General features: G+C 70.5%; 22 protein-coding genes and 1 pseudogene. 11 read left to right on the forward strand and 12 right to left on the reverse strand.

Annotated elements, in window-relative coordinates; genetic code table 11:
• Window positions 1–9: 9 nt before the first annotated feature.
• The 5 genes from E9232_RS08070 to E9232_RS08090 form a co-directional block, all read right to left on the reverse strand.
• Window positions 10–954, reverse strand: a complete 945-nt coding sequence (locus E9232_RS08070) for an ABC transporter substrate-binding protein (RefSeq protein ID WP_309793260.1) — start codon at window positions 952–954, stop codon at window positions 10–12.
• 145 nt (window positions 955–1,099) lie between these two features.
• Window positions 1,100–2,191 (reverse strand): LLM class flavin-dependent oxidoreductase, encoded by a 1,092-nt coding sequence (locus tag E9232_RS08075; RefSeq protein ID WP_309793262.1) that lies wholly within the window; start codon window positions 2,189–2,191, stop codon window positions 1,100–1,102.
• 20 nt (window positions 2,192–2,211) lie between these two features.
• On the reverse strand, window positions 2,212–3,381 hold the full coding sequence (locus E9232_RS08080; protein WP_309793263.1) for an acyl-CoA dehydrogenase family protein: 1,170 nt from the start codon (window positions 3,379–3,381) through the stop codon (window positions 2,212–2,214).
• Window positions 3,382–3,384: 3 nt separating this feature from the next.
• Window positions 3,385–4,242, reverse strand: a complete 858-nt coding sequence (locus E9232_RS08085) for an ABC transporter ATP-binding protein (RefSeq protein WP_445351983.1) — start codon at window positions 4,240–4,242, stop codon at window positions 3,385–3,387.
• A 5-nt stretch (window positions 4,243–4,247) separates the two neighbouring features.
• The gene (locus E9232_RS08090; protein WP_309793265.1) at window positions 4,248–5,051 is read right to left on the reverse strand and encodes an ABC transporter permease subunit; all 804 of its coding nucleotides are present in this window, start codon (window positions 5,049–5,051) and stop codon (window positions 4,248–4,250) included.
• A 343-nt stretch (window positions 5,052–5,394) separates the two neighbouring features.
• On the opposite strand from E9232_RS08090, the gene E9232_RS08095 reads away from it, so the two are divergent.
• The 4 genes from E9232_RS08095 (at window position 5,395) to E9232_RS08110 (ending at window position 9,025) form a co-directional block, all read left to right on the forward strand.
• Window positions 5,395–5,991, forward strand: coding sequence for a nitroreductase family protein (locus tag E9232_RS08095; RefSeq protein ID WP_309793266.1), 597 nt, complete (start codon window positions 5,395–5,397; stop codon window positions 5,989–5,991).
• A 278-nt stretch (window positions 5,992–6,269) separates the two neighbouring features.
• Complete coding sequence (locus E9232_RS08100) at window positions 6,270–7,277, forward strand: ABC transporter substrate-binding protein (protein ID WP_309793268.1); 1,008 nt, start codon at window positions 6,270–6,272, stop codon at window positions 7,275–7,277.
• Window positions 7,274–8,230, forward strand: coding sequence for a D-isomer specific 2-hydroxyacid dehydrogenase family protein (locus E9232_RS08105; protein ID WP_309793270.1), 957 nt, complete (start codon window positions 7,274–7,276; stop codon window positions 8,228–8,230). Before E9232_RS08100 ends, E9232_RS08105 begins: the two co-directional genes overlap by 4 nt.
• Before the next feature lie 12 nt (window positions 8,231–8,242).
• On the forward strand, window positions 8,243–9,025 hold the full coding sequence (locus tag E9232_RS08110) for a class II aldolase/adducin family protein (RefSeq protein WP_309793271.1): 783 nt from the start codon (window positions 8,243–8,245) through the stop codon (window positions 9,023–9,025).
• Window positions 9,026–9,251: 226 nt separating this feature from the next.
• Here the strand turns inward: E9232_RS08110 and E9232_RS08115 are convergent, their stop codons facing one another.
• The 4 genes from E9232_RS08115 to E9232_RS08130 form a co-directional block, all read right to left on the reverse strand.
• Window positions 9,252–10,625 carry an amidase gene (locus tag E9232_RS08115; protein WP_309793272.1) on the reverse strand — a complete coding sequence of 458 codons (1,374 nt, stop codon included), beginning with the start codon at window positions 10,623–10,625 and terminating at the stop codon, window positions 9,252–9,254.
• Between the two features lie 279 nt (window positions 10,626–10,904).
• Window positions 10,905–12,194: an ArgE/DapE family deacylase gene (locus E9232_RS08120; protein WP_309793273.1), complete on the reverse strand. Its 1,290-nt coding sequence runs from the start codon at window positions 12,192–12,194 to the stop codon at window positions 10,905–10,907.
• Window positions 12,191–12,682, reverse strand: a complete 492-nt coding sequence (locus tag E9232_RS08125; RefSeq protein ID WP_309793274.1) for a GNAT family N-acetyltransferase — start codon at window positions 12,680–12,682, stop codon at window positions 12,191–12,193. Before E9232_RS08125 ends, E9232_RS08120 begins: the two co-directional genes overlap by 4 nt.
• Window positions 12,682–14,055, reverse strand: coding sequence for an aminotransferase family protein (locus E9232_RS08130; protein ID WP_309793275.1), 1,374 nt, complete (start codon window positions 14,053–14,055; stop codon window positions 12,682–12,684). The genes E9232_RS08125 and E9232_RS08130 overlap by 1 nt, the downstream gene beginning before the upstream one ends.
• Before the next feature lie 152 nt (window positions 14,056–14,207).
• Here E9232_RS08130 and E9232_RS08135 point away from each other — a divergent pair, with 152 nt between their 5' ends.
• The 4 genes and pseudogenes from E9232_RS08135 to E9232_RS08150 all read left to right on the forward strand — a co-directional run bounded on the left by E9232_RS08135 (window position 14,208) and on the right by E9232_RS08150 (window position 17,461).
• Window positions 14,208–15,242 (forward strand): DmpA family aminopeptidase, encoded by a 1,035-nt coding sequence (locus tag E9232_RS08135; RefSeq protein WP_309793277.1) that lies wholly within the window; start codon window positions 14,208–14,210, stop codon window positions 15,240–15,242.
• Window positions 15,242–16,060, forward strand: coding sequence for a M55 family metallopeptidase (locus E9232_RS08140; RefSeq protein ID WP_309793278.1), 819 nt, complete (start codon window positions 15,242–15,244; stop codon window positions 16,058–16,060). Before E9232_RS08135 ends, E9232_RS08140 begins: the two co-directional genes overlap by 1 nt.
• Before the next feature lie 13 nt (window positions 16,061–16,073).
• On the forward strand, window positions 16,074–17,030 hold the full coding sequence (locus E9232_RS08145; RefSeq protein WP_309793279.1) for an isoaspartyl peptidase/L-asparaginase family protein: 957 nt from the start codon (window positions 16,074–16,076) through the stop codon (window positions 17,028–17,030).
• Window positions 17,031–17,116: 86 nt separating this feature from the next.
• Window positions 17,117–17,461: pseudogene (locus E9232_RS08150) on the forward strand (endonuclease domain-containing protein).
• Between the two features lie 34 nt (window positions 17,462–17,495).
• On the opposite strand, the gene E9232_RS08155 reads toward E9232_RS08150, so the two are convergent.
• On the reverse strand, window positions 17,496–18,134 hold the full coding sequence (locus E9232_RS08155) for a short chain dehydrogenase (RefSeq protein WP_309793281.1): 639 nt from the start codon (window positions 18,132–18,134) through the stop codon (window positions 17,496–17,498).
• Entirely contained in the window at window positions 18,131–18,847 is a 717-nt protein-coding gene (locus E9232_RS08160; RefSeq protein WP_309793283.1) for an NAD(P)H-dependent oxidoreductase, read from the reverse strand. The genes E9232_RS08155 and E9232_RS08160 overlap by 4 nt, the downstream gene beginning before the upstream one ends.
• Before the next feature lie 109 nt (window positions 18,848–18,956).
• Between E9232_RS08160 and E9232_RS08165 the strand changes: the two genes are divergently transcribed.
• The 3 genes from E9232_RS08165 (at window position 18,957) to E9232_RS08175 (ending at window position 25,863) form a co-directional block, all read left to right on the forward strand.
• Entirely contained in the window at window positions 18,957–19,850 is an 894-nt protein-coding gene (locus E9232_RS08165) for a LysR family transcriptional regulator (RefSeq protein WP_309793284.1), read from the forward strand.
• Between the two features lie 196 nt (window positions 19,851–20,046).
• Window positions 20,047–21,921 (forward strand): calcium-binding protein, encoded by a 1,875-nt coding sequence (locus E9232_RS08170; RefSeq protein ID WP_309793285.1) that lies wholly within the window; start codon window positions 20,047–20,049, stop codon window positions 21,919–21,921.
• Window positions 21,922–22,179: 258 nt separating this feature from the next.
• Complete coding sequence (locus E9232_RS08175; protein WP_309793286.1) at window positions 22,180–25,863, forward strand: beta strand repeat-containing protein; 3,684 nt, start codon at window positions 22,180–22,182, stop codon at window positions 25,861–25,863.
• Between the two features lie 36 nt (window positions 25,864–25,899).
• Here the strand turns inward: E9232_RS08175 and E9232_RS08180 are convergent, their stop codons facing one another.
• Window positions 25,900–26,565, reverse strand: a complete 666-nt coding sequence (locus tag E9232_RS08180) for an O-methyltransferase (RefSeq protein ID WP_309793287.1) — start codon at window positions 26,563–26,565, stop codon at window positions 25,900–25,902.
• Window positions 26,566–26,691 lie beyond the last annotated feature (126 nt).

Consider the following 26,691-nt stretch of genomic DNA (forward strand, 5'->3'; position numbering starts at 1 on the left):
GGGGACCAGTCATTTCTTGCCGAGCTCCGCCAACACCGGATCGTTGAACGACCGGTCAAGGATTGCGCCGGCATCCAGCTTGGTCTGGATCAGCCCGGCGCGGAGATAGAGGTCGATGGTGCGCTGCTCGTCGCTGACCACGGCGTCGTCGATCGCCGCCGGATGGATGTCGCGGCGGGCGAAGTATTGCAGCGCCACATTCTCCGGCAGGCCGACCAGCTTGCTCCAGCTCGCGGCATAGGCGGGGTAGTTGCTGGTGCCCCAGTTGCGGGCCTTGGCCAGCCGGCCGACGAAATCCTGCAGCGCCTCGCGCTTGCCGTCGATCGCATCGTCGCGGGCGACGAAGAAGCTCAGGCCCGGGGTGATGCCGTTGCCGTTGACCACCCGGCGGGCGCCCTCCAGCAACTCCAGCTGCGAGGTGTAGGGCTCCCAGGTCGACCAGCCGTCGATGGCACCGCTGGACAGGGCGGCCTTGGCCTCGGCCGGCAGCAGGAACACGATGTTGACCGCGTCGGGCTTCAGCCCGGCATTCTCCAGCGCCGCCAGGATCAGCTGGTGGCCGATCGAGCCGCGGCCGGTGCCGATGTTCTTGCCGACCAGGTCCTGCAGGCTCTTCACCGGCGAATCCCCCGGCACCACGATGGCGAGGCCGTCCTGCTTCGACCGGATCGCGGCGATCGCCTTGACCGGAACCCCGGCCGCGGCGGCGAAGGTGAAGGGGGCGTCGCCGACGCTGCCGGCGTCGATGGCATCGGCGTTCAGCGCCTCCAGCAGGGGCGCCGCGGCCGGAAACTCGCTCCATTCGATGCGGTAGGGCAGGTCGGCCAGGGCGCCCGCCGCCTCCAGCACCGCCCGGGCATCGCCCTTCTGGTCGCCGATCCGCAGCACGGTCTCGGCCTGGGCCGCACCGGTCATCGCCAAGGCGACCGCAAGGCCGGCCAGGATGCGTTTCATCGTAAGTTCTCCAAACGGGCCGGGCTTGCCCTTTTTGATGTCATTGCCCGGCTTGACCGGACAATCCAGGGGCCATCGAGAGCCGCTCTGGCCGCCCCTGGATGCCACGGTCGAGCCGTGGCATGACAATGAGGAACGGTTGCGTTTACTCCGCCGCGTTGGCGCTGGCCTGCACCCGCTCGGCGACCAGCTTGCGGGTCAGCGGGATCAGCTCGCGGCCATAGTCGATGGCGTCTTCCAGCGGATCGAAGCCGCGGATCAGGAAGGTGGTGACGCCGAGGTCGTAATAGTCCAGCAGCGCGTCGGCCACCTGCTCCGGCGTGCCGACCAGGGCGGTGGAATTGCCCTTGGCGCCGGTCAGCGCGGCGATGCCGGTCCACAGCCGCTTGTCCAGCCGGGGGCCCTGGGCGGCGGCGGCCAGCAGGCGCTGCGACCCGGAATTGGCCGGCTCGTTGGTGCGCTTGTAGCCGGTCTTGTCCTGCACCGCGCGCGCCTGCTCAAGGATCGCGTCGGCGCGGGCCCAGGCCTTTTCCTCGGTCTCGGCCAGGATCGGCCGCAGCGACAGGCTGAAGCGCAGCTGGCGGCCGTGCTTGGCGGCGGAGGCCCGCACCCGGCCGGTCAGCTCGCGCACCTGGGCGTGGGTCTCGCCCCACAGCGCATAGATGTCGGCGTGCTTGCCGGCGACCGCGATCGCCGCGTCCGAGGCGCCGCCGAAATAGATCGGGATGTGCGGGCCGCGCACCGATTTGACGGCGGAAAAGCCGCGCTCGAACCGGTAATTCGCGCCCTGGTGGTCGAACGGCGCGTCGCTGGTCCAGATCTTGCGCAGGATGTCGAGATACTCGTCGGTGCGGGCGTAGCGCTCATCCTTGGTCAGGAAGTCGCCATCCTGGCGCAGCTCGGCGTCGTCGCCGCCGGTGATGATGTGCACGGCGACGCGGCCGCCGGTCAGCTGGTCCAGCGTCGCGAATTGTCGGGCCGCCAGGGTCGGGGCGGTGAAGCCGGGCCGGTGGGCGATCATCAGCCCCAGCCGCTCGGTGACCGAGGCGGCATGGCCGGCGATCAGGATGCTTTCCGGCGAGGTCGAGTGGAAGGCAACCAGGGCGCGGTCGAAGCCGGCGGCGTCATGCGCCCGCGCCACGGTCTCGATGTAGTTGACGTCGACCACCGGGCCGGTCGCCGGCCGGGTCTCGGAGAAGTCGCGGGTGCCGATGAAACCGATGAATTCGACGCTCATGGCGGGATCCTCGAAAGCTGTCAGAGACCCAGGGCGAGGCGGCCGGCGGCGAGCCGCACCGAATCGTCCTGGGGCGTGTGGATGCGGGCGCACAGCACGTCGCGGTAATGGCGCTCCAGCGGGTTGGCGCGGGACAGGCCGGGGTTGCCGGTCAGCTTCACCGCGATCTCGACCGCGGCGATGGCGTTGCCGGTGACGGTCAGCTTGATCAGCCCGCTCTCGCTCGGCGAGGGCGGCCTTCCGTCATCGACGTCGCGGGCGGCGCTGGCGATCAGCCGGGCGTTCACCGCCAGCAGCGCCTCGATCTCGCCGACCGCATCCTGCATCCGGGGCAGGGTGGCCAGGGCGGCGCCGAGATTGGCCGGCACCCGGCTCTTGAGGAAGCCGATGAACCAGTCGCGCGCCGATCGGGCGACGCCGTCATACAGGGCGCCGATCAGCAGGGCGCTCCAGGCCGACTTGCCCGGCTCCGGCACGCGCCAGGCCGCGGGCGGGCGCAGGTCGACGGCGTGGTCCAGCGGCACCAGAACGTCGTCGAGGATCACGTCATGGCTGTTGGTGGCGCGCATGCCGAGCTGGTTCCAGCTCTCGACCACCTTGATGCCCGGCGCATCGGCCGGGACCAGGATGGTGCCGACCCGCGGCTCGGCCTCGTCGGTGGTGGCCCACACCGCCAGCCAGGACAGGATCGGGATGCCGGTGGAGAAGATCTTGTGGCCGGAGACGCGCCAGCCCTCCGGCGTGCGCCGGGCGATCGTCGCCGGCAGCCCGCCGCGGGCGGGGGACCCCAGCTCCGGCTCGACCCGCAGCGCGTTGATCACCGAGACGCCGGCGGCGGCCTCGCGGCCCAGCTTCTCCGCCAGATGCGCCGGCCAGCCGCGCTCCTCGATCGAGGCGTGCTGCAGGTACTGCATCGACAGCACCAGCGCCGTCGACGGTTCGCCCCGGGCGATGCCGCCGACCGCCAGCGTGGCCTCCTGCAGCCCGCCGCCATGGCCGCCGAAGCGGCGCGGCGTGATCAGGGACAACAGGCCGGCCTCGGCCAGCCGGTCGAAATTGGCGAAGGGGAAGGCGCCGCTGCGGTCATGCTCCGCCGCGGTCACGGCGAATTCCGCGGCCAAGGCGGCGACGGTCTCGGCGAGGCTCGGGGGAGCGTCGATGCTGCGCAGCGGCAGGTCCGGTCGGGCCATCGCCTAGGCGCCGGCCGGCGAGGGAACGGCGACGCCGGCCGAGGCGGCACGGCCGGCGGCCTGGCGGGCCGGGGCCTGTGCGGTGAAGTCGCCCTCGAACTCGTCGACGCCCAGGTCGGCCAGCAGCTTGGCCCGCAGCCGGATGAAGCCGGGGTCGCCATGCCGCCGCGGCCGGTCCAGCGTGATCGGGATGTCGGTGGCGATGCGGCCGTCGGCCAGCACCAGCACCCGGTCGGCCAGCAGCAGTGCCTCGTCGACGTCATGGGTGACCAGCAGCACGGCAGGGCGGTGCGCCTGCCACAGCGACCCGACCAGCCCCTGCATCTTCAGCCGGGTCAGGGCGTCGAGCGAGGCGAAGGGCTCGTCCAGCAGCAGCAGGCGCGGCTCGCGCACCAGCGCCCGGGCCAAGGCGGTGCGCTGCGCCTCTCCGCCCGACAGGGTCAGCGGCCAGGCGTCGATGCGGTGCGACAGCCCGACCTCCTGCAGCGCGGCGACGGCGCGGCCATGCGCGTCCTTGCCGCCGAGGCCCAGCGCGACGTTGCGCCAGACGCTCTTCCACGGCAGCAGCCGCGGCTCCTGGAACACCACGGTGCGCTCGGACGGCACGGTGACGGTGCCGGCGGGCGCCGGGTCGAGGCCGGCGAGGGTGCGCAGCAGCGTCGACTTGCCGGAGCCGCTGCGGCCCAAAAGGGCGACGAAGGCGCCGTCGGCGATGTCGAGGTCCAGCCCGTCCAGGATGTTGGGGCCGCCGAAGGACCGGGTCAGGCCGCGGATGCGGACGACGTCGGGACGTTCATGGGCAGGCCGCGTGGCCTCGATCGGCTCGGCGGTGGGGCGATGAAGGGCGGCGGAGAGGGGCACGGAGCTCACTCCTTCACGAAGCTGGGGCGCCAGCGCAGGACGCTGCGCTCGATGATGCGGACCAGCTGGTCGGCGCCGAGGCCGAGCAGCGCGTAGACGATCAGCCCGACGAAGATGATGTCGGTGCGCAGGAAGTCGCGCGCGGTCATCACGAGGTAGCCGATGCCGCTGGAGGCGTTGATCTGCTCGCCGATCACCAGGCTCAGCCAGGCGGTGCCGAGCGAATAGCGGAAGCCGACCAGGGCCGAGGGCAGGGCGCCCGGCAGGATCACCTGGCGCACCAGCTCGCGCTGCGACAGGCCGAACACGCTGGCCGCCTCGACCAGCTTGGCGTCGACGCTGCGGATGCCGGCGAACAGGGTCAGGTAGATCGGGAAGGCCGAACCCAGCGCCACCAGGGCGATCTTGGGGGTCTCGCCGATGCCGAACCACAGGATGAACAGCGGCACCAGCGCCAGGAAGGGCAGGGTGCGCAGCATCTGCATGGTGGCGTCGACCAGGTCCTCGCCGCGGCGCGACAGCCCGGCGATCAGGGCCAGCACCGTGCCGGTCGAGACGCCGATCACCAGCCCGGCGGTGACCCGGCCCAGCGAGACCAGCAGGTGCTGCAGCAATTCGCCGGAGGCGAGCAGCGACCAGAAGGTGACGATGATGGTGGCGGGCGAGGCGATCGAACGCGCCGGGATGAAGCCGGCGGAGGAGCCGGCCTGCCACAGCAGGATGATCACCAGCGGCGGGATGAAGCGGCGGAAGCGGTCGATCCGGCCCGTGACCGCACCGGAAGCCTGGGACAGGGAGAGGGTGGCCAAGGCGGTGTCCTGTTGCCACGACATGGGGAATGACGGGCGACCCGTCGCTGCGTCTGTCCATATTGTCGGATGAGCTGTTGAAGTCAATGTGATTCTGGTTACAATAACATTTTTATAATGTATTATATAAGCTGTTGATATCGCGGGTGGCGGGGCGCGATAGTGGGATGTGTTGCGAGCCGGAAGCGCCCGCCGCATGGCAGTGGTGCGACCTATTCAACACAAAATTGTGGTCTTGAGTGTAGTTTTCCCGTACGGGAAACGGCCTTTCGGGCAGCCTTCCCGTGCCCTATCCCTATCCGATCCCTGGGCCGATTCCCGGGATCGACCCGCCGGAGCCGACATGACCAGTCCGAATGGCCGCGTGGCCGAGCATGAGATCGACGCGCTGTTCCTGCGGCGCTGGTCGCCGCGGGCCTTCACGCCGGAGGCGATCCCGGAGGCGGAGCTGCTGCGCTTCTTCGAGGCGGCGCGCTGGGCGCCCTCGGCCTTCAACTCGCAGCCCTGGCACTTCATCTACGCCCGCCGCGACACCGAGCGCTGGCCGGTCTTCCTCGACATCCTGAGCGAATGGAACCGCAGCTGGGCCCACCAGGCCGCGGCGCTGATCGTGGTGACCTCGAAGGCCAGCTTCGACCAGCCGGGCAAGGGCGAGACCCAGCTGCCGACCCATTCCTTCGATGCCGGCGCGGCTTGGTCGAACTTCGCGCTGCAGGCATTGCTGTCCGGCTGGCACACCCATGGCATGGCGGGTTTCGACGGCGCCAAGGCCCGCGACCTGCTGGGCGTTCCGGCGAATTACGGGGTCGATGCGGTGATCGCGATCGGCCGGATCGGCGACAAGGCGACCCTGCCGGAGAAGCTGCAGGCGCGCGAGGTGCCCAGCGGCCGCAACCCCCTGGCCAGCATCGTCTCCGAAGGCGCTTTCCGCGGCGATTGACCGAACGACCGGTCAGCGTTTGGCCGTGGCGGAACTCACTCTTTTTGTCATTGCCCGGCTTGACCGGGCAATCCAGGGGCCATCGAGAGTGGCTCTTGCCGCCCTGGATGCCACGGTCAAGCCGCGGCATGACAAATTGGAGGAAAGTACATTTAACCTACTAATAGTGTTATTAATTTCTATTTGACTGTTTATGACTGATATATTCTCCTGTCCACATCGCCCTGCTTGCGGCCACCGGCCCGGCAGGCCTCCACCTCTCTCCTCGAAGGCTCGCCATGCCGCCCTTCGCCCCCGCTGTCCCCGTATCCCGCCGCTCACTCCTGGCCGGCGGGGCCGGCCTGCTCGCGCTGGCCGCGATCCCCGGCCTGTCCCGGGCCGCCGCGCCGGTCGATTTCGCCGGGGTCACGGTGCGGGCGGCGAAGTACAAGGGGCGTGAGGACAACCTGCTGCGCGCCGCCGGTCAGCTCGACACGCCCTATGCCGTGACCTTCGGCGAATTCGCCTCGGGCAATGTCATCGTCGAGGCAATGAACGCCGGCGCGGTCGATGTCGGGTCGATGAGCGAGATCCCGCCGGTCTTCGCCGCGGTCGCCGGCGCCCGGATCAAGGCGGTCGCGATCATCGCCGACGACGTCAACAACCAGGTCGTGCTGGTGCCGAAGGACAGCCCGATCCGCACCCCGGCCGACCTCGCCGGCAAGCGCGTCGGCTATGTCCGCGCCACCACCACCCAGTACTATCTGGCGCGGATCCTGAAGGCGGCCGGCCTGTCCTTCGGCGACATCACCGGCGTGCCGCTGACCCCGGCCGACGGCCGCGCCGCCTTCGACCAGGGCGCGATCGACGCCTGGGCGATCTACGGCTATTCCGTGCCGATCACCATCGCCGCCTCGGGCGCGCGGGTGCTGGTCACCGCCAACGGCTATCTCTCCGGCAACTACATCTACGCGGCGCGGGAAGAGGCGCTGGCCGACCCGGCGCTGTCGGCCGCGATCGGCGACTACCTCCTGCGGATGAAGCGGGCCTGGGCCTGGCAGCAGGCGCATCTCGAGGATTGGGCGACGATCTTCAGCGGCGCCATCGGCGTGCCGCGCGACATCGTGCTGAGCCAGCTGCGCAACGCCAGCCAGCCCAACGACCTGCGGCCGGTGACCGACGACGCCGTCGCCTCGGTCCAGGCGGTCGCCGACACCTTCATCGAGCTCGGGCTGATCCCCGGCCCGGTCGATGTCGCGCCGCTGTTCGACCGCCGCTTCAACGCGCTCCTGGCGAAAAGCGCATGATCGCCCGGGTGCCGCGCATCGTTTCGCACCTGCCGGATGCGGTGACCGGTCGGGTCGCCAGCCATGCCTCGCGGCCGCAGCTGCTGCGGTCGGCCTCCGACGCGCCGCCCTGGGACGTGCCCGACGGGGCCGAGGTGCTGCTGACCCGGCCCTCCGCCGGCTGGTTCAAGGCGCCCGCCGCGCCGCCGCGCGGCTGGCCCTTCGGGCTGCGCTGGATCGAGGTCACCTCGACCGGAGTCGACTGGTTCCCGTCCTGGCTGTTCGACGGCCCGTCGGTCACCTGCGGCCGCGGCATCAACGCCGTGCCGATTGCCGAATACGTCCTGGCCGCCGTGCTGCTGCACGAGAAGCGGCTGGACGAGCTGCGGGTCTATGGCCCCGCGGATTGGCGCCAGGCGCCGCTCGGCGGGCTGGAGGGCAAGACGCTCGGGCTGGTCGGCTTCGGCTCGATCGGCCGGGCGGTGGCGCGCCGCGCCCAGGCCTTCGGCCTGCGGGTCACGGCGCTGCGCCGCGGCGGGGCCGACACCGGCGATCCCTCGGTGGTCTCGGCCTGGAGCCTGCAGGACCTCGTCGCCGAAGCCGACCATCTGGTGCTGGCGGTGCCGCTGACGCCGGAGACGGCGAAGCTGATCGACCGGGACATCCTGTCCCGGGTCAAGCCGGGGCAGCATCTCGTCAACATCGCCCGCGGCGGGCTGATCGACCAGGAGGCGCTGGTCGCGGCCCTGGATGACGGCCGGCTGGCGGCCGCCACGCTCGACGTCACCGACCCGGAGCCGCTGCCGGACGGCCATCCCCTCTACACCCATCCGCGGGTGCGACTGACCCCGCATGTGTCCTGGAGCGCACCGGACGGCGATGAGCGGCTGGCGCGCAAGGTGCTCGACAATCTCGACCGCTATGTCGCCGGGGCGCCGCTCGCCGACCTGGTCGACCCCGCCCGCGGCTATTGAAGGATTTCCCCCATGAGCTCAGCCACCGTCGCCGCCCGTGCCCGCGACTTCTTCGTCCTGCCGCGCCATGACTCGGTGGCGGCGGAGCGGCTGCACCGCAAGCAGCGCCTCGCCGCCGCCTTCCGCATCTTCTCGCGGCGCGGCTTCGACCAGGGCCTGGCCGGCCACATCACCGCCCGCGACCCGGAATGGACCGACCATTTCTGGGTCAACCCGCTGGGCAAGCATTTCGGCCAGATCCGCGTCTCCGACCTGCAGTTGGTCAACGAGCATGGCGAGATCGTCGAGGGCGACCAGCCGATCAACGAGGCCGCCTTCGTCATCCACGCCGCCATCCACAAGGCGCGGCCGGATGTGATCGCCGCCGCCCACACCCATTCGACCTACGGCAAGGCGTGGTCGACCCTGGGCCGGACGCTGGACCCGATCACCCAGGATTCCTGCAGCTTCTACGGCGACCACGGCCTCTACGGCGAATTCCACGGCGTGGTGCTGGAGGCGGAGGAGGGCGAGCGCATCGTCCGGGCGCTGGGGGCCAGGAAGGCGCTGATCCTGCAGAATCACGGCTTCCTCACCGCCGGCCCGTCGGTCGAGGCGGCGGCGTGGTGGTACCTGGCGATGGACAACGCCGCCCAGACCCAGCTGCTGGCCGAGGCCGCGGGCAAGCCGATCGTGCTCGACCACGAGACCGCGAAGTTCACCTATGACCGGGTTGGCGGCCCGACCGGCGGCGCCCTCAGCTTCAAGCCGCTGTGGGACTGGATCGTCGCGGCCGAGCCCGACCTGCTGGACTGACCGGCCGGCCTCTTTCGCGTTGCGTTCAATTTAAACTGTCATGCCCGGACTTGATCCGGGCATCCAGAGACTGTCGACATCTTCTGGATTGCCGGGTCAAGCCCGGCAATGACAGTAAAAAATCGAGTTCAATATTCCAGGTCTCCAGCTCCCGTCGGGGGGACGGGGGAGGGGGAAGGCCCGGCCGGGACCGACGTCGCGGCTGGGCCTTCCGATTTGCGGCCGGTCAGGCGTGCTGGTCGATGCCGGCGGCCTCGGCGGCCAGGCCGGCGGACAGCAGCCGGGCCTCGGCCCCGGCCGGGGCGCTGAGCAGCAGGCTGGTCGGCAGGCCGCGCCCGTCCCGGCCGGTCGGCAGCGCCAGGCCGCACAGGTCGAGGGTGTTGCCGATCATGGTGTTGCGCAGGGTGCGGACGTTGGTGCGATGGAACAGGTCGACGTCGGCCTCCAGCGCCGCGATCTCCGGCGCGGCATGGGGCACCGTCGGCATCGCCAGCAGCGCGCCGTCCAGCTCGGCCACCATCGCCGGCTTCAGTCGCTGCCGCATCTCCTGGATCGCCAGCAGGTCATAGGCCGACATCCGCTTGCCGCCCAGGATGCGCGAGACCACGCGGTTGTCGACCCGCTCGGCGTCCGGCCCCTCGATCAGGTCGCGGTGCAGGACGTAGGCCTCCGCTGCGGTCAGGGCGCCCCGGGCGGCGCCGACCGCCATGACCTCGTCCAGGATGGCGATCCGCCGCCGCTCGATCCGCGCGCCGCCTGCGGCCAGGGTCGCCAGCGCCCGCTCGAAATTGGCGATGACGCCGTCCTCGGCCTGGTCGAACACCACATTCTCCGGTACCACGATGCGCAGCCCAGCCAGGTCGCCGCGGCGGATGTCGGTGGCGACGGCGCGGCGCAGCGCTGCGTCCAGCAGGATGCAGTCCTCCACCGTCCGCGCCAGCGGCCCGACTGTGTCCAGGGTGCGGGACAGCGGGAACACACCGGTCTTGTCGATCCGGCCTTCCGAGGTCTTCAGCCCGACCAAGCCGTTGAAGGCGGCGGGGATGCGGACCGACCCGCCGGTGTCGGTGCCGATGGCGCAGGGCGCCAGGCCGCGCGCCACCGCGACGGCGGAGCCGGAGGACGACCCGCCGGGCGCCCGCGGCGTCACCGCGTCGAACGGGTTGGCCGGGGTGCCGTAATGCGGGTTCAGCCCCAGGCCGGAATAGGCGAATTCGCTCAGATTGGTCTTGCCCAGGCTGACCATGCCGGCCTGGGCCAGGCTGTGGGCGATCGGTGCGTCGGCCTTGGCCGGGGGCGCGTTGCGCAGCACCTCGGCGCCGGCGGTGGTGGTGGTGCCGGCCAGGTCGACCAGGTCCTTCCAGGCGATCGGCACGCCGTCCAGCGGCCCCAGCGGCCGGCCGGCGCGATAGCGCCGGGCGCTCGCCGCCGCCTCGGTCCGGGCGCGGTCCGCGGTCAGGGAGATGAAGACCGCCTGGTCGGGGCAGCTGCGGATGCGGTCGAGGAAGAATTCGGTGACGGCGACGGGGTCGGTCTCGCCGGCCAGGTACAGCCGGCCGATGGCGGCGGCGGAGAGGGCGGAGAGGCGGTCGGTGTCCATGCGCGTCGACTTTCCCAGGCGGCCGGATGCAAAGCGTGCACTCGACCAGCCGCCGGCCGGTTTGTCGATATAGGTTTTGCGCAAGCCGGACGTTTCCGTGGATAGGCCTCTAACCCATCTGTCATTGCCTGGCTTGACCGGGCAATCCAGGGGCCATCAAGCACCGCTCTGGCCGCCCCTGGATGCCACGGTCAAGCCGTGGCATGACAGGTGACGGAGGCGGCATCGCTCTGGAATTCTCCAGCCGGTTGCCGCTCTCTTGAGTGCAGCCGTGCCCGTCTAAGGCCGCTGTTCCAGCCCGCACCATTCGGCGACGAACAGGGCCAGCACCTCGGCCACCTGCATCATGCTGTCGATCGACACCCATTCGTCGATGCCGTGATAGCCGCCGCCGACGGCGCCGTAGCAGGTCGCCGGGATGCCGCCATAGATCTCGAAGAAGCGGGCGTCGGTGGTGGCGGTCGACGCCATGGTCGCGATCGGCGCGCCGGCGATCCGCTGATGCGCCGCCGACAGGGTGGTCATCAGCGGCGTGTCGGTCGCCATCACGCAGCCCTCGGCCTGGAAGCCGCGGTACTCGACCGCCACGGTGGCGCCCTTCAGCTCGCGACGCTCACGCACGGCCTGGTCGATCCGGCCCTCCAGCGCCGCCTTGACCGCCGACAGGGTCATGCCGGGATAGAAGCCGACGCGGATGTCGACCGCGGCGGTGCAGGGCACGCTGGAGGCCCAGTCGCCGCCCTCGATCCGGCCGAGGTTGAAGTTCACGGGGTGGACATGGTCGCGGTACAGCGCGTGGCGATGCGCCGGCTCGTTCCACTCCGCCTCCAGCCCGCGCAGCGCGTCGAACAGGGCGTAGGCCGCCTCGATCGCGTTGATGCCGGCGGAGGTGTCCAGCACATGCGCCGGCTTGCCGGTGATCCGCACCGTCAGCCACATCACGCCGAGCTGCCCGACCAGCAGGCTCTGGTCGAACGGCTCCGGGATCACCGCGGCATCGGCCTTGTAGCCGCGGGCCAGGCAGGAAAGGGCGCCGTTGCCGGTGCACTCCTCCTCGATCACCGATTGCAGGAACACCGGCGCCGCCGGCTGCAGCCCCAGCGCCCGCAGCGCATGGATCGCGGCGCAGTAGGCGGCGATGCCGGACTTCATGTCGCCGGCGCCGCGGCCATAGACCCGGCCGTCGCGGATCGTCGGCTGGAAGGGCGGGGTGGTCCACAGGCTCTCCGGCCCGGTCGGCACCACGTCGATATGGCCGTTCAGGATCAACGACCGGCCCTTGGGCTCGCTCGGGGTGTGGAGGCCGACGACATTCTCGCGCCCGGCATAGGAGTCGAGCACGGTCGGCGAGAAGCCGGGGAGGGTGCGGATCTCCTCCAGGTCCGGCTCGAACCGGTCGATCGCCAGGTCCAGCGACCGGAACTCCGTCTCGATTCGGTCCTGCGCGCTCGCCTCCTGCCCCAACAGGCTGGGCTCGGCGACGATGTCGCTCAGGAAGGCGACGGTCTCCTCGCGCCGGTCGGCCACCGCGGCGCGGATCTCGCCCAGCAGCGTCTCATCGATGGTCATCGCGCGTCCTCCGCCGCCGTCGCCAAAGCCCCGAACGCCTGGCCGTCGACCAGGAACATCCGCTCCGTGTCCTGCCACCGCAACCCCTGTGCGGCGTAGAATCGCTGGGCGCCGTCATTGTCGGCCTCGACCGACAGCCGCAGATGCGTGGCGCCCCGCGCTTGGCCAGCCGCCGCCGCCGCGGCCAGCAGCTGGCGGCCCAGCCCGGTGCCGCGCTCCGACGGCGCGACGTAGAGGTCCTGGACATAGATCCCGGGCTCGCCGCGGAAGGTCGAGAAGGCGGGGAACCAGAGGCAGACCCCGACCGGCGCCCCGTCGCGCTCGGCCACCAGGCCATGGAAGGCCGGGGCGGGGCCGAAGCCGTGGTGGCGCAGGCTGTCCGGCGTGCTGCGGATCTTGTCGGCGAAGCCCAGGCCGCGGGCGAGGTCCAGCAGCATGGCGTGGATCGCCTCGGCGTCATCAGGGGCGGCGGGGCGGATGAGGGCCATCACGCCGCGACCGGCAGGTTCAGCTCGGCCGCCAGGGCGTCGAGCGTGTCGGTCAGGATCGCCATGATCTCGTCGATCTGCACCGGGGTGACGATCATCGGCGGGCAGACCAGGAAATGATCGCCCTCGGTGCCGCCGCGGGTGCGCCGGGAATAGATAATCAGGCCGCGCTCATAGGCCAGCTCGACCACCCGGTCATAGGCGTTCAGTCCCTTCGGCAGCACCTGCATGCTGTCGCGGTCGGCCACCAGCTCCGCCGCCAGCAGCAGACCCTTGCCGCGGACGTCGCCGATGAAGGGATAGCGGTCCATCAGCCCGGTCAGCCGCGCCTTCAGCAGGTCGCCCATCCGCGCCGCGTTGCCGACCAGGTCCAGCCGCTCGATCTCGCCCAGCACGGCCAGGCCGGCGGCGCAGGCCAGCGGGTTGCCGGCATAGGTGTAGCCGTGCTGGAAGCCGCCGGCCTCAAGCACCGGCTGCACCATGCGGTCCGGCGCGACCATGGCGCCGAGCGGGACATAGCCGGAGCCGAAGCCCTTGGACAGGGCGATCAGGTCCGGCCGGGCCGGCCAGTGCTCGGCGGCCAGGAACTTGCCGGTGCGGCCGGCGCCGCTCATCACCTCGTCATAGATCAGGATCACGCCGTGGCGGTCGCAGATCTCGCGCACCCGGCCGTAATAGCTGTCCGGCGCCACCAGCGCCCCGGTCGACGCGCCGCCCACCGGCTCCATGATGAAGGCCAGCACGCTGTCCGGCCCCTGGCGCTGGATCTCGGCCTCCAGCATGTCGGCATAGCGCAGGCCGCGCTGCTCCATAGTCAGGTCGTCGCGGTCGAGATAGGCGGTCGGCGCCGGGATCTTCGGCATCTCCTGCATCATCGCCGTGAACGGGGCCGACAGGGCGGTGTAGCCGGTCACGGCCAGCGCCCCCAGCGTGCTGCCGTGATAGGCGGGGAAGCGCGAGATCACCTTGGTGCGGCTGGCCTGGCCGGTGGCGACGGCGTATTGCCGGGCCATCTTCAGGCAGGATTCCACCGCCTCGGACCCGCCCGACACGAAGAACACCTTGTCCATGCCCGGCCAGGTGTATTCTACCGTCTTAGCCGCCAGCGCCTCCGATGCCTCGTTCTCGAAATGCAGGCGGTAGGCGAAGGTGGCCTTCTCCATCTGCCGGCGCATCGCCTCCAGCACCACCGGGTTGCCGTGGCCGATGTTCACGACCATGGCGCCGCTGGACCCGTCGATGAAGCGGCGGCCGTCCTGCGCCCAGATGTAGATGCCCTCGGCCCGGTCGACCAGCGGCCGGCGCTGGCGGGTCTGGTAGAACAGGTGGGACGGGGCGCCGTTCGACCCCAGCCTCCGGTGCTCGCTGGTCATGACTTCGACTCTCATCCCCTGTGCCGGCCGAGGGTGTCAGGGATTCGGATGCGGGTCGAGCCGCCGCCTGACCGCCCTGCGCCGAAGCCGCTTTACAGCCGGCCGGCCGGATGGGACAGAAGCAGCATCCGACGCCGCCGATGGATGCGACGATGACCCGCCCGGCCCGTGACTTCGGCCTCGTCTGCGGCACGCTGCCGACCGGGGAATTGAACGCCATCACCGACGTGCCCGGGCTGCGGGTCGGCCACCTCACCCTGCACACCGGCGCGGTGCTGACCGGGGTCACCGCCATCCTGCCGCATACGGGTAACCTGTACCGAGCCAAGCCCCGCGCGGCGGTCGAGATCATCAACGGCTTCGGCAAGAGCACCGGCCTGATGCAGGTGGCGGAGCTGGGGACGGTCGAGACCCCGATCCTCTTGACCAACACCTTCGCCGTCGGCACCTGCGCCAATGCGCTGGTCCGCGCCGCGATCGCGGCCAACCCCGACATCGGGCGCGAGACCGCGACGGTGAATCCGGTGGTGCTGGAATGCAATGACGGCTTCCTGTCCGACATCCAGGCGATGGCGGTGACCGAGACCGATGCGCTGGAGGCGATCGACGCCGCCAGCGACGGCCGGGTGGGCCAGGGGTCGGTCGGCGCCGGCACCGGGATGAGCAGCTTCGGCTTCAAGGGCGGCATCGGCACCTCCTCGCGCCGGATCAAGCTGGACCGGACGCACTTTCACCTCGGCGTGCTGGTGTTGGCCAATTTCGGCCGGGCCGGCGATTTGGTCCTGCCCGATGGCCGCCGGCCGACGCCACCGACCGAGCCGACCGCGGAAAAGGGCTCGGTGATCGTGGTGCTGGCCACCGACGTGCCGCTGGAACACCGCCAGCTGCACCGCGTCACCAGGCGCTGCGGCGCCGGCCTGGCCCGGCTGGGTGCCTATTGGGGCCATGGCAGCGGCGACATCGCGCTCGGCCTTACCACCGCCGACCCGGTGGATCACGACCAGAAGCAGGATCTGGTCGGCATCCGGGTGCTGAACGAGGCCCGGATCGACCGGCTGTTCCAGGCCGCGGCCGAGGCGACGCAGGAGGCGGTGCTGAACGCGCTGTGCGCCGCCGGCGCCACCATCGGCCGAAGCGGACACTCCCGGCCCTCGCTGGCGGATTGGCTGATACAGGAAGGCGCATAATGAAGATCTACATCTCGTCCGACATCGAAGGCGTGGCCGGCGTGGTCTCGCCGCTGCAGGGCCAGCCCGGCAATGCCGAATACGAACGCGCCCGCCGGCTGATGACCGAGGAGGTCAACGCCGCGATCGAAGGCGCGCTGGAAGGCGGGGCGACCGAGATCCTGGTCAACGACGCCCATGGCCCGATGACCAACCTGCTGCCGGACCTGCTGCACCCGGCGGCGGAGCTGATCCAGGGCAAGCCCAAGCCGCTGAACATGTTCTGCGGGCTCGATGCCGGCCACGCCGCGGTGTTCTGCCTGGGATACCACGCCCGGGCGTCGGAGGAGGGGGTGCTGGCCCACACCACCAACGGCTTCGCCTTCCGCGCGGTGCGGCTGAACGGCCGGCCGCTGGGCGAGGCCGGGATCTACGGCGCCCATGCCGGCAGCCTGGGTGTGCCGGTGGCGCTGGTCTCCGGCGACGACCGCTGCGTGGCCGAGCTGCGGGATCATTTCCCCCAGGCGGAGTTCGTCCAGGTCAAGAAGGCCCTGGGCAACCGCGCCGCCCGGTCGCTGCCGGTCGCCGCCGCCCGTGCCGCCCTGCGGGAGGGCGCGGCCCGCGCCGTGCGCCGCGCCGGCGCCATTTCGCCCTTCCGCATCGACGGTCCCTACACGCTGGAGCTGGAGATGGGCGGCCCGGCCCTGGCCGATCTCGCCGCCACCCTGCCGCCGGCCGACCGCCGCGACGGGGTCACGGTGGCGTTTCCCGCCGCCAGCGTGGCCGACGCCATCCGCTGGATGAATGCGGTCTCCGCGATGACGGCCTTCCTGCGCTGAACCCGAGGTTCTCATGAGCGACCCATCCCGCGCCGTGCTGGCGATCCATGGCGGTGCCGGCACCATCCTGAAGGCGTCGATGACGCCGGAGCGGCAGGATGCCTACCACCAGGGGCTGCGCACCGCGCTCGCAGCCGGCCATGACGTGCTGGCCGCCGGCGGTTCGGCGCTGGACGCGGTCACCGCCGCGGTGATGGCGCTGGAGGACGACCCGCTGTTCAACGCCGGACGCGGCGCCGTCTTCACCAGCGCCGGCGAGAACGAGATGGATGCGGCGGTGATGGACGGGCGCGACCGCCGCGCCGGCGCGGTCGCCGGCATCTGCGGCCCGCGCCACCCGATCCTGGCCGCCCGCGCGGTGATGGAGCGGACCGAACATGTGCTGATGGCCGGGGAGGGGGCGCGCCGCTTCTGCCGCGACGCCGGGCTGGAGCATATGGACCCGTCCTGGTTCCGCACCGACGCCCGGTGGGACGCCCTGCAAAAGGAGCTGGAGCGCCGCCGGCTGGCGCTGCCGGACGATGGCGACCAGGCCCGCAAGCACGGCACGGTCGGCGCCGTGGCCTGCGACGCTGCCGGCAACCTCGCCGCCGCCACCTCGACCGGCGGCATGACCGGCAAGACCCCCGGCCGCATCGGCGACAGCCCGGTGATCGGCGCCGGCACCTGGGCCGACAACGCCACCTGCGCCGTCTCCGGCACCGGCCATGGCGAGTTCTTCATCCGCTACGCCGCCGGGCACGAGATCGATGCCCGCATGCGCTGGGCCGGTCAGGACCTGGCACAGGCGGCGGACGGGGTGGTGCTCGACCTGCTCGGCCCGATCGGCGGCTCCGGCGGGCTGATCGCGGTCGATGCCCAGGGCAACGTCGCGCTGCCGTTCAACTGCGAAGGCATGTATCGCGGCGTGGTCGGCGCCGACGGCCGGCTGAGGACGGCGATCCATCGGGAAGAGTTCCGGGTGGGGTAGGGCGGGTATCGCGGTGCCACCAATTGGGTCCCCCCTCCCCTCGCGGGAGGGGGGTAGGGGGAGGGGGTTTTCGAGGCAACGCGCCGATGATCGATCAACACGTCCAGTTCTTGCGACGCAACCAGACCGATGCTGAGCAACTGCTGTGGCACCAGTTGCGGGACAAGCGCGTCGGCGGCGTTCGCTTCCGACGCCAATACCGGCTCGGCCGTTACATCGTCGATTTTATCTGACTTTCGGCACGGTTGGTGATTGAGGTCGACGGGCCGTCACACGAGCTGACCGTCGATGCCGATGCGCGGAGAACGTGTTGGCTGTAAGGTCAGGGTTTCCGCGTCATGCGCTTCTCCAACGACCAGGTCATGCGTGAGCTGACAGGCGTCGTGCAGGCGATCGCGGAGGTGTTGGGAGGACGAGGTGTTGAACCATAGGGCGTTCGGCTCTGGCATCGACAACCCCCTCCCCCTACCCCCCTCCCGCAAGGGGAGGGGGGACAAGAAGTGATGGGTTCCGAGCGGCCCCCGGCCTCATCACCTGCCCGGTCATCGTCCCCTCCACCGCCGCGACGTAAGCCCGGGCCACCGTGGCCGCCGGCGTGCCGTCGGCGCCGTCCAGCCCCATCGCCAGCAGCGTCTCGCGCACCCAGCCGGGGCTCACGCAATTGACCCGCAGGCCGCGCGGCAGGTCGACCGCGGCGGCCCGGACGAAGGCTTCGATCCCGGCATTCACCAGCGCCCCGAAGGCGGCGTCCGGGGTCGGGCGGGCGAAGGCGCCGCTGGTCAGGGTCACCGAGCCGCCGTCGCGCAGATGGTGCAGCGCCCGGCGCAGCAGCGCCACCTGGCCCAGCAGCTTGCCCTGCAGCCCCTGGGTGAACGCGGCATCCGAAGCCGAGACCAGCGAGGCCATCGGGGCGCTGGCGGCGCAGCACGCCACCGCGTCGATCTCGCCGACGGATTGCAGCAGCGCAGTGATCGAGTCCGGATCCTCGATGTCCACCGCCGGGGTTCCGCGGTGCGATGCCCGCACCACCTCGTGCCGGGTCTCCAGGGCGGCGGCGACCGCCGAGCCGATGGTGCCGGTGGCGCCGATGACGATGACCCTCATGCGGCAACTCCGGTCTTCAGGGTGAAGGTCTCGGGGTCGTAATCGTCGATGCTGGGAAATTGCAGCGGCGTGGTCGTCGCCAGGGCCAGCAGGCGCTGCCGGTACTGCTCGAGATAGGCCTGCCGGGCCTCGTCGCCGACCCGCGCCGGCTGCCAGGCGATCACCGGCGGCAGCACGTCGAAGCCGGTGAAGCGCAGCATGCCGTGCTGGATCGGGTACAGCAGCCGGTCGATGTCGCCGTTCAGCCCGTCCGGCCGGTACATCGAGGCCGGGCCGCCGACGGTCAGGGACAGCATCGCCCGGCGCCCGGCGAAGCGGCCGCGGTCATACCACAGCCCGCCGCCATAGACCGCGCCCATGGCGAAGACTCGGTCGACCCACCCCTTCAGCATCGCCGGCAGCGAGAACCACCACAGCGGGAACTGGAAGATTAGCGCGTCGCACCACAGCAGCTTGTCCAACTCGGCCCGCACATCGGCGGCGAAGCCGTCCTGCGCGCTGGCATGGGCCTCCTCCTGCTGCTGCCGGAAGACCCCGGGGTCCAGCACGGTGGTGAAGTTCGCCCGGTCGGAGCGCGGATTCCAGCCCAGGGCATAGAGGTCGGAGACGACCAGCGCGTGGCCCGCCTCGGCCAGGCAGCGCCGCGCGGTGTCCGTCAACGCGCCGTTGAAGCTGCGCGGCTCGGGATGGGCATGAACGATGAAGATCTTCATGGGTGCCTCCTGGTCCGGGCGTACATCGCCCGCAGGATCAATCTGGCGCCGGCTTGTCCTGAAGAGAATGATGTATGATCTTCAATGGCTTTGAAGCGGGTGACATAGAATGCGTGGCAGCGACTATGCGGAACTGAAGGCCTTCGCCGCGGTGGCGGAGGCGGAAAGCTTCTCCCGCGCCGCCGGGCATCTCGGTGTGTCGCCCTCCGCCCTCAGCCAGACCCTGCGCGGGCTGGAGGAGCGGCTGGGCGTCCGGCTGCTCAACCGCACCACCCGCAGCGTCACCCCGACCGAGGCGGGCGAGCGGCTGTTCGCCCGGATCAAGCCTCTGTTCGGCGAATTCGACGCGGCGGTGGAGGAGGTCAACCGGTTCCGCGACGCGCCGGCCGGGCGGCTGCGGATCAACGTGCCGCGCGTCGCCGCCGCCCAGTTCATCGCGCCGATGCTGGGCGCCTTCCACCGCCTCCACCCCGGCATCACGCTGGAGGTGGTGGTCGACGACACCATCACCGACATCGTCGCCGGGCGCTTCGATGCCGGCATCCGGCTAGGCGAGACGCTGGAGCGCGACATGGTGGCGGTGCCGCTGACCGGCGCGCTGGAGCTGATGGCGGTGGCGACGCCGGGCTACCTGGCCGAGCACGGCGTGCCGGAGACGCCGGCCGACCTGCACCGGCATCGCTGCATCCGCTTCCGCTGGCCCGGCGGCGGCGACCTCTACCGCTGGGAGTTCGCGCGCGACGGCCGGGAGTTCGCGGTGGCGGTGGACGGGCCGCTGGTGGTCAACGACACCGAGCTGATGCTGCAGGCGGCGCTGGATGGCGTCGGCATCGCCTATCTGCTCGACCGCCAGGCGGGGCCCGATGTCGCGGCCGGGCGCCTGCTGCGGGTGCTGCAGAACTGGTCGCCGCGCTTCCCGGGCTTCTACCTCTACCATCCCGGCCGGCGGCAGATGCCCCCGGCGCTGCGCGCCTTCATCGACGCGCTGCGCGGCCCGGGATAGGACCGCCAGCCTGCACGCCACAATTGCGAAGAACTATCGGATAATCGCCAAATTCAATCTAGGCGGCGATCTTGCGAATCCCGTATCAAGGCGGGGTTTTGGACCGGGTTCGAGTCCCACGCATTTTTGGGAGCATTGCATGGCGGACGTGGACGGCACCGACGGGAAGGACTTCTTTCACGCCGCGGGAGATGGGATGACCGCCCCGCCTGGGTACAACGACTTCACCTATGGTCCGGGCGACAATGTCTTCGCCTTCGCCGGAAACGACATCGTCATCGGCACCGGCAACAACAATATCTATGTCGGCTATGACGGCTACGACCTCCTGGATTATTCCGGCTTCGGCCAGGGCCTGATCTTCTTGAACGACAACGTGGGCGGCTACAGCAGCATCCTGCGGCAGTCCGACGGTGTTCGCATCGCTTTCTATTGGACCCAGCCCGCCTCCAGCTTCGAAGAGATTCACGGAACGGCCTTCGACGACACCATCCATTCGATGGGCGATGCCGTGTCGCTGCAGGGCGGCGGCGGCAACGACACCATCATCGCCGGCGCCAATGCCGAGACGCTGGACGGCGGCGCCGGTACCGACACGGTGAGCTATGTCGATTCCCTGGTGGGGGTGACCGTCGACCTGCGCCTGGGCGGGGCGCAGATCTCGGCCGGCGACGCCAATGGCGACACCCTGACCGGGATCGAGAACCTGACCGGGTCGGCCCTGGCCGACTCGCTCCATGGCAACAGCGGCGACAATGTCCTGACCGGGCTGGCCGGGGCCGACGCGCTGGTCGGCGATGCCGGCATCGACACCGCGGATTACTCCGGGTCCTTGGCCGGGGTGACGGTCGATTTGGTGCTCGGCACCGGCCATGGCGGCGACGCCGAGGGCGACACGCTGGCGACGATCGAAAACCTCACCGGTTCGGCCTTCGCCGACCACCTCTACGGTGACGCCGACGCCAATGTGCTGGCCGGCGGTGCCGGGGACGACACTCTCCATGGCGGTGCGGGTGCCGATGTCCTCGATGGCGGCGATGGCTCGGACTTCGCCAACTACCAGGGCTCGGCCGCGGCGGTCACGCTCGACCTGCTGGCCGGCACGGTCTCGGGCGGCGACGCCCAGGGTGACGTGCTGACCAGCATCGAGAACCTCTACGGCTCCAGCTTCGACGACCAGCTGACCGGCGACAACGGCCGCAACGTCATCGGCGGCGAGCTCGGCGACGACACGATCATCGGCCATGGCGGCGACGATGCCCTGAACGGCGAGGCCGGCAACGACGCCCTCGACGGCGGCGATGGCAACGACCGGCTCGTCGGGGGCGCCGGCATCGACACCATCCATGGCGGCATCGGCAATGATTCGATCGACGCCGGCGCCGACAACGACATTGTCTTCGGCGATGCCGGCAATGACGGCCTCTATGGCGGGGCCGGCGACGACCAGATCGACGGCGGCGACGGCAACGACGTGCTCGAAGGCGCGGCCGGGGCGGATGCCCTGACCGGCGGCGTGGGGATCGACACGGCGAGCTACGCCAGCTCGGCGGCCGGGGTGACGGTCAGCCTGGCGACCGGCACCGGCCTGGGCGGCGACGCCCAGGGCGACACCCTGGCCGGGATCGAGAACCTGGCCGGCTCGGCCCAGAACGACGTGCTGACCGGCGACGCCGGGGCCAACACCCTGTCGGGCGGGGCGGGTGACGACGTGCTTGCGGGAGGCCTCGGCGGCGACTTGCTGAGGGGCGGCGCGGGCAATGACAGCTTCATCTACACCGGCATCGGCGACAGCACTGTGGCCGCGGCGGGCAAGGACACCATCGCGGACTTCGCGACCGGCGACCACATCGACCTGTCGGCGATCGACGCGGACGGCAACGGCGGCAACGGCGACACCGCCTTCAGCTTCGGCACCGGGGCCTTCACCGGCCAGGCCGGGGAACTGCGGATCGCGACGGCCGGGGCGGTCCAGGTGGTCTATGCCGACACCAATGGCGACCGCATCGCCGATTTCGCCATCAATGTCCTCTCCGACCACCCGCTCGCGGCGGCGGATTTCCTGCTGTAGCGCCGCGACGGCACCGGCCCGGACGCCGCGGGGCGCCCGGGCCGTTTTCATGACGGCAACCCGCCACCGCCATCTGGACCCATCGATAGGGGGCATCTGGCACCATCCGGACGGCATCTGGCACCATCGATTCACCCCATCTGGACCTAACGGGCTATGTGGGATTCCTGCTAAATACCCGCCATTCCGATTCAGCCCGGCCGGCCGACCCCAAGATCGACCGCCATCGCCTGGTAAGGCGCTCAGCAGGAGGCTCAGATGACCCAGACCCTCAACGGCACCGCCGGCAACGACGTCCTCACCGGAACCGATCCGGGCAATCCGGCCAATCCCGACGGTATCGACTTCATCAATGGCGGTGACGGCAACGACACCCTCACCGGCCTGGGCGGCAACGACACGATCTCGGGCGGCCTGGGCCAGGACATCCTGGATGGCGGCGCGGGCTTCGACACGCTCACCTTCGCCAACGCCACCGCCGGCGTGTGGGTGAACATCAACGGCGCCGCCTTCGGCGGCGAAGCCGTGGGCGACACCATGACCGGCTTCGAGGCCATCATCGGGTCCGCCTTCAACGACATCCTGGGGGGCGACGGCGGGAACAACACCCTCAGCGGCGGCGCCGGCACCGACATCATCTCGATCAGCAGCGGCACCGATTTTCTGGACGGCGGCGCCGGCGGGGACTTCCTCGACTGCCGCACCTCCGGCTCGGGCGTGATCATCAACGTGGCCACCGGCATCGGCGGCGGCGGGGCCGCGGGCACCACCTTCGCCAATTTCGAAAGCATCATCGCCACCAATTTCAACGACACCCTGACCGCCGCCGTGGGCGGCTCCACCCTGGGCGGGTTGGGCGGCGACGACACGATCAACGGCGGCGATGGGAACGACGTCCTGCTCGGTGACGACTTCCTCAACGTCATCGGCACCAGCGGCAACGACACGATCCACGCCGGCGCCGGCAACGACTTCCTCCAGGGCGGGGCGCTGGGCGACCTCCTGGACGGCGGCACCGGCAGCGACACCGCGTCCTACGAGAACTCCAACGCCGCGGTCATCGTGAATCTGGACAACGGCGTCGCGTCCGGCGGCCATGCTGACGGCGACACGCTGATCAGCATCGAGAACGTGCTCGGCTCGACCTTCGACGATTTCTTCGGCGCCAGCGCCGCGGTCAACTTCTTCGACGGCCGCGCCGGCATCGACGCGGTGACCTATGGCGGGTCCACCGCCGCGGTCACGGTCAACCTGAACGGCGGCGTCGGCGTCGGGGGCTGGGCCGACGGCGACACCTTCGCCAACATGGAGAACGTGATCGGCTCGAACTTCGACGACACCCTGTACGGCAACGGCGTCAACAACATCCTCGACGGCGGCAACGGCAACGACGTGCTCGAAGGCCTGGTCGGCGCCGACACCCTGCAGGGCGGCAACGGCAGCGACACGGCGGCCTATGTCTTCTCCGCCGCCGCGGTCAACGTCAACCTGACCACCGGCGTCGGCCTGGGCGGCGATGCCGGGGGCGATAGCTATAGCAGCATCGAGAACGTCACCGGTTCGGCCTTCGCCGACGCCATCAACGGCGACGCCGGGGCCAACACCCTCAACGGCGGCGCCGGCGACGACGTGCTGCAGGGTCGCGGCGGCGCGGACGCGCTGCAGGGCGGCGGCGGTATCGACACGGCGACCTATGGCAATTCGGCGGCCGGGGTGGCGGTCAACCTGGCGCTCGGCACCGGGCTGGGTGGCGATGCCCAGGGCGACACGCTGACCGGCATCGAGAACGTCATCGGCACGGCCTTCAACGACACCCTGGACGGTGACGCCGGCGCCAATACGCTCACGGGGGGCGACGGCGACGACATCATCCGCTCCTATGCGGGGAACGACGTCGTCAGCGGCGGCAACGGCAACGACCTGATCAACGCCGGCGCCGGCGCCGACGCCATCGACGGCGGGGCGGGCGTCGACACGCTCTTCTACGACAGCTCGACCGTCGGGGTGGCCGCCAACCTGGCCAGCGGCACCGGCGGGGGCGGCGACGCCCAGGGCGACACGCTGACCGGGATCGAGAACCTCGTCGGCTCGGGCTTCAACGACACCCTGACCGGCGACGGCGGCGCCAATACACTGGCCGGCGGCAATGGTGACGACGCGCTCCATGGCGGGGCCGGCGCCGATGCCCTCGCCGGCGGCAACGGGGTGGATGGCGTCGACTACACCGGCTCGGCGGCGGTCACAGTCAATTTGGCGACCGGCACCGGCACGGGCGGCGACGCCCAGGGCGACACGCTGTCCGGCATCGAGAATGTCTTCGGCACAGCCTTCAACGACACCCTCACCGGCGATGCCGGGGCCAACACCCTCGGCGCCGGGGACGGCGACGACCTGCTGATCGGTGGCGGCGGTGCCGACCAGCTGCGGGGCGGCAACGGCATCGACACGGCGAGCTATCTGGGTTCCGCGGCGGCCGTCCAGGTCGATCTCTCGGCCGGGACCGGCACGGGCGGCGACGCCCAGGGCGACACCCTGACGGCGATCGAGAACCTGATCGGCTCGACCTTCAACGACACCCTGATCGGCAATGCCGGGGCCAACGACCTGCGCGGCGATGTCGGCGACGACGTGATCCGCGGCGGGGCCGGGGCGGACCGGATCGGCGGCGGCGCCGGGATCGATACGGCGGATTACAGCACCTCGTCGGCCGGGGTGACGATCGACCTCGGGCTCGGCACCGGCACGGGCGGCGACGCCCAGGGCGACACGCTGTTCTCCATCGAGAACGTCACCGGCTCGGCCCTGGCCGACAAGCTGTTCGGCGATGGCTTCGCCAATGTGCTGGCCGGCGGCGGCGGCGACGACACTCTTCGTGGCGGGGCCGGCGCCGATGTCCTCGATGGCGGTGCCGGGTCGGACTTCGCCAACTACCAGGGCTCGGCTTCGGCCGTGACCGTCGACCTGCTCGCCCACACCGCCTCCGGCGGCGACGCGCAGGGCGACGTGCTGACCAACATCGAGAACCTCTATGGCTCCAGCAACGACGATCACCTCAGCGGCGACAACGGCCGCAACGTGATCGGCGGCGAGAACGGCAACGACACCCTCGTCGGCAATGGCGGCGATGACGCCATGAATGGCGAGAACGGCAACGACAATCTCGATGGCGGCGACGGCAATGACCGCCTCGTCGGCGGCGCCGGGATCGACACCATCCATGGCGGCACCGGCGCGGACTCGGTCGATGGCGGCAGCGAGAACGACATCATCTTCGGCGATGCCGGCAATGACGGCCTCTATGGCGGCACCGGCAATGACCAGATCGATGGCGGCGACGGCAACGATGTGCTCGAAGGCGCGGCCGGCGCGGATGCCCTGACCGGCGGCGCGGGGATCGACACCGCCAGCTACGCCAGCTCGGCGGCCGGGGTGACGATCAGCCTGGCCGGCGGCGCCGGCGTGGGCGGCGACGCCCAGGGCGACACCCTGGCCGGGATCGAGAGCCTCGCCGGGTCGGCCCATAACGACGTGCTGACCGGCGACGAGACTGCCAACACCCTGTCGGGCGGGGCCGGCGACGATGTGCTGACGGGGGGCATCGGCGCCGACCTGCTGCAGGGCGGGGCCGGCAATGACCGCTTCGTCTACACCGCCATCGCCGACAGCACCGTGGCGTCGGCGGGCAAGGACACCATCTACGACTTCACCACCGGCGACCATATCGACCTCTCGGCGATCGACGCCGACGGCAATTCGGCCAATGGCGACACCGCCTTCAGCCTGATCGCCGGCAATTTCACCGGCCATGCCGGGGAGATGCTGGTGGTGACGGCGGGGGCGACCCAGGTGGTCTATGCCGACACCAATGGCGACCGCATCGCCGATTTCGCCATCAACGTCCGCGCCGACCATGCGCTGACGGCGGCGGATTTCGTGCTGTAGGCCGGCCGCGCGGGCTGTCCCTGTCGGCGCGGCACGTCAGCCGAGCCGCAGGGACAGCTCGACATCCTCACCGAACGGCGTGGACAGGTAGCCGCCGTCGGGCGAGCGCACCCGCGCGAGGTAGTCGGGGCTGTGATCGGCGTTGTCGGCGACGATGAAGGCGCCCGGCCGCAGGCGGCTCTCCACCAGGTCCAGGATCTCGGGGTACAGCGCCTTGGCGCCGTCGAGCAGCAGCAGGTCGATGCTGTCGGGCAGGTCGGCGCCCAGCGTCTGCAGGGCGTCGCCCACCCGGATCTCCACCAGGTCGATCAGGCCGCCGGCGGTCAGGTGATCGCGGGCCCGGGCCACCTTGGACGGCTCGAATTCGCTGGTGATCAGGCGGCCGCCGCCATTGTCGCGCAGGGCGGCGGCGAGATGCAGGGTCGAGATGCCGAAGGAGGTGCCGAACTCGACGATCGCCCGCGCGCCGCAGCCCCGCGCCAGCATGTACAGCAGCGCGCCGGTCTCGCGGGAGACGGGCAAAGGGAAGTCCTTCAGGCGGGTGTAGAGGTCGAGGTAATCGGTCTTGCTCCGCATCAGGCGCACCCGCTCCTCGGGGGAGACGGCGGCGAATGCGGGGCTCGCCATCGCCGAGGCGGCATCGGCCTCGATGAACAGGCGGTCGAGCAGGGGGGCGAGCGGGGCGGCGGTCAGGGTGGCCATACGGGGTCTCCGGTCTCAAATCAGCGCGTTTTCGCGCCGGACCAGAAATACGACGAGTTCGTCAGGTTTCTGATTCGCATTGCCGCGCTGCCCCACGACCAATCATTGAAGGCCGCGGATTCCCTC

Source organism: Inquilinus ginsengisoli, from assembly GCF_031453975.1.
Lineage (GTDB): Bacteria > Pseudomonadota > Alphaproteobacteria > DSM-16000 > Inquilinaceae > Inquilinus > Inquilinus ginsengisoli_A.

Bases quoted from the DNA above. Each gene is read 5' to 3' on its own strand.
- E9232_RS08070 (WP_309793260.1), bottom strand. From the start codon at position 954: ATGAAACGCATCCTGGCCGGCCTTGCGGTCGCCTTGGCGATGACCGGT.
- E9232_RS08075 (WP_309793262.1), bottom strand. From the start codon at position 2,191: ATGAGCGTCGAATTCATCGGTTTCATCGGCACCCGCGACTTCTCCGAG.
- E9232_RS08080 (WP_309793263.1), bottom strand. From the start codon at position 3,381: ATGGCCCGACCGGACCTGCCGCTGCGCAGCATCGACGCTCCCCCGAGC.
- E9232_RS08095 (WP_309793266.1), top strand. From the start codon at position 5,395: ATGACCAGTCCGAATGGCCGCGTGGCCGAGCATGAGATCGACGCGCTG.
- E9232_RS08100 (WP_309793268.1), top strand. From the start codon at position 6,270: ATGCCGCCCTTCGCCCCCGCTGTCCCCGTATCCCGCCGCTCACTCCTG.
- E9232_RS08105 (WP_309793270.1), top strand. From the start codon at position 7,274: ATGATCGCCCGGGTGCCGCGCATCGTTTCGCACCTGCCGGATGCGGTG.
- E9232_RS08110 (WP_309793271.1), top strand. From the start codon at position 8,243: ATGAGCTCAGCCACCGTCGCCGCCCGTGCCCGCGACTTCTTCGTCCTG.
- E9232_RS08115 (WP_309793272.1), bottom strand. From the start codon at position 10,625: ATGGACACCGACCGCCTCTCCGCCCTCTCCGCCGCCGCCATCGGCCGG.
- E9232_RS08120 (WP_309793273.1), bottom strand. From the start codon at position 12,194: ATGACCATCGATGAGACGCTGCTGGGCGAGATCCGCGCCGCGGTGGCC.
- E9232_RS08125 (WP_309793274.1), bottom strand. From the start codon at position 12,682: ATGGCCCTCATCCGCCCCGCCGCCCCTGATGACGCCGAGGCGATCCAC.
- E9232_RS08130 (WP_309793275.1), bottom strand. From the start codon at position 14,055: ATGACCAGCGAGCACCGGAGGCTGGGGTCGAACGGCGCCCCGTCCCAC.
- E9232_RS08135 (WP_309793277.1), top strand. From the start codon at position 14,208: ATGACCCGCCCGGCCCGTGACTTCGGCCTCGTCTGCGGCACGCTGCCG.
- E9232_RS08140 (WP_309793278.1), top strand. From the start codon at position 15,242: ATGAAGATCTACATCTCGTCCGACATCGAAGGCGTGGCCGGCGTGGTC.
- E9232_RS08145 (WP_309793279.1), top strand. From the start codon at position 16,074: ATGAGCGACCCATCCCGCGCCGTGCTGGCGATCCATGGCGGTGCCGGC.
- E9232_RS08155 (WP_309793281.1), bottom strand. From the start codon at position 18,134: ATGAGGGTCATCGTCATCGGCGCCACCGGCACCATCGGCTCGGCGGTC.
- E9232_RS08160 (WP_309793283.1), bottom strand. From the start codon at position 18,847: ATGAAGATCTTCATCGTTCATGCCCATCCCGAGCCGCGCAGCTTCAAC.
- E9232_RS08165 (WP_309793284.1), top strand. From the start codon at position 18,957: ATGCGTGGCAGCGACTATGCGGAACTGAAGGCCTTCGCCGCGGTGGCG.
- E9232_RS08170 (WP_309793285.1), top strand. From the start codon at position 20,047: ATGACCGCCCCGCCTGGGTACAACGACTTCACCTATGGTCCGGGCGAC.
- E9232_RS08175 (WP_309793286.1), top strand. From the start codon at position 22,180: ATGACCCAGACCCTCAACGGCACCGCCGGCAACGACGTCCTCACCGGA.
- E9232_RS08180 (WP_309793287.1), bottom strand. From the start codon at position 26,565: ATGGCCACCCTGACCGCCGCCCCGCTCGCCCCCCTGCTCGACCGCCTG.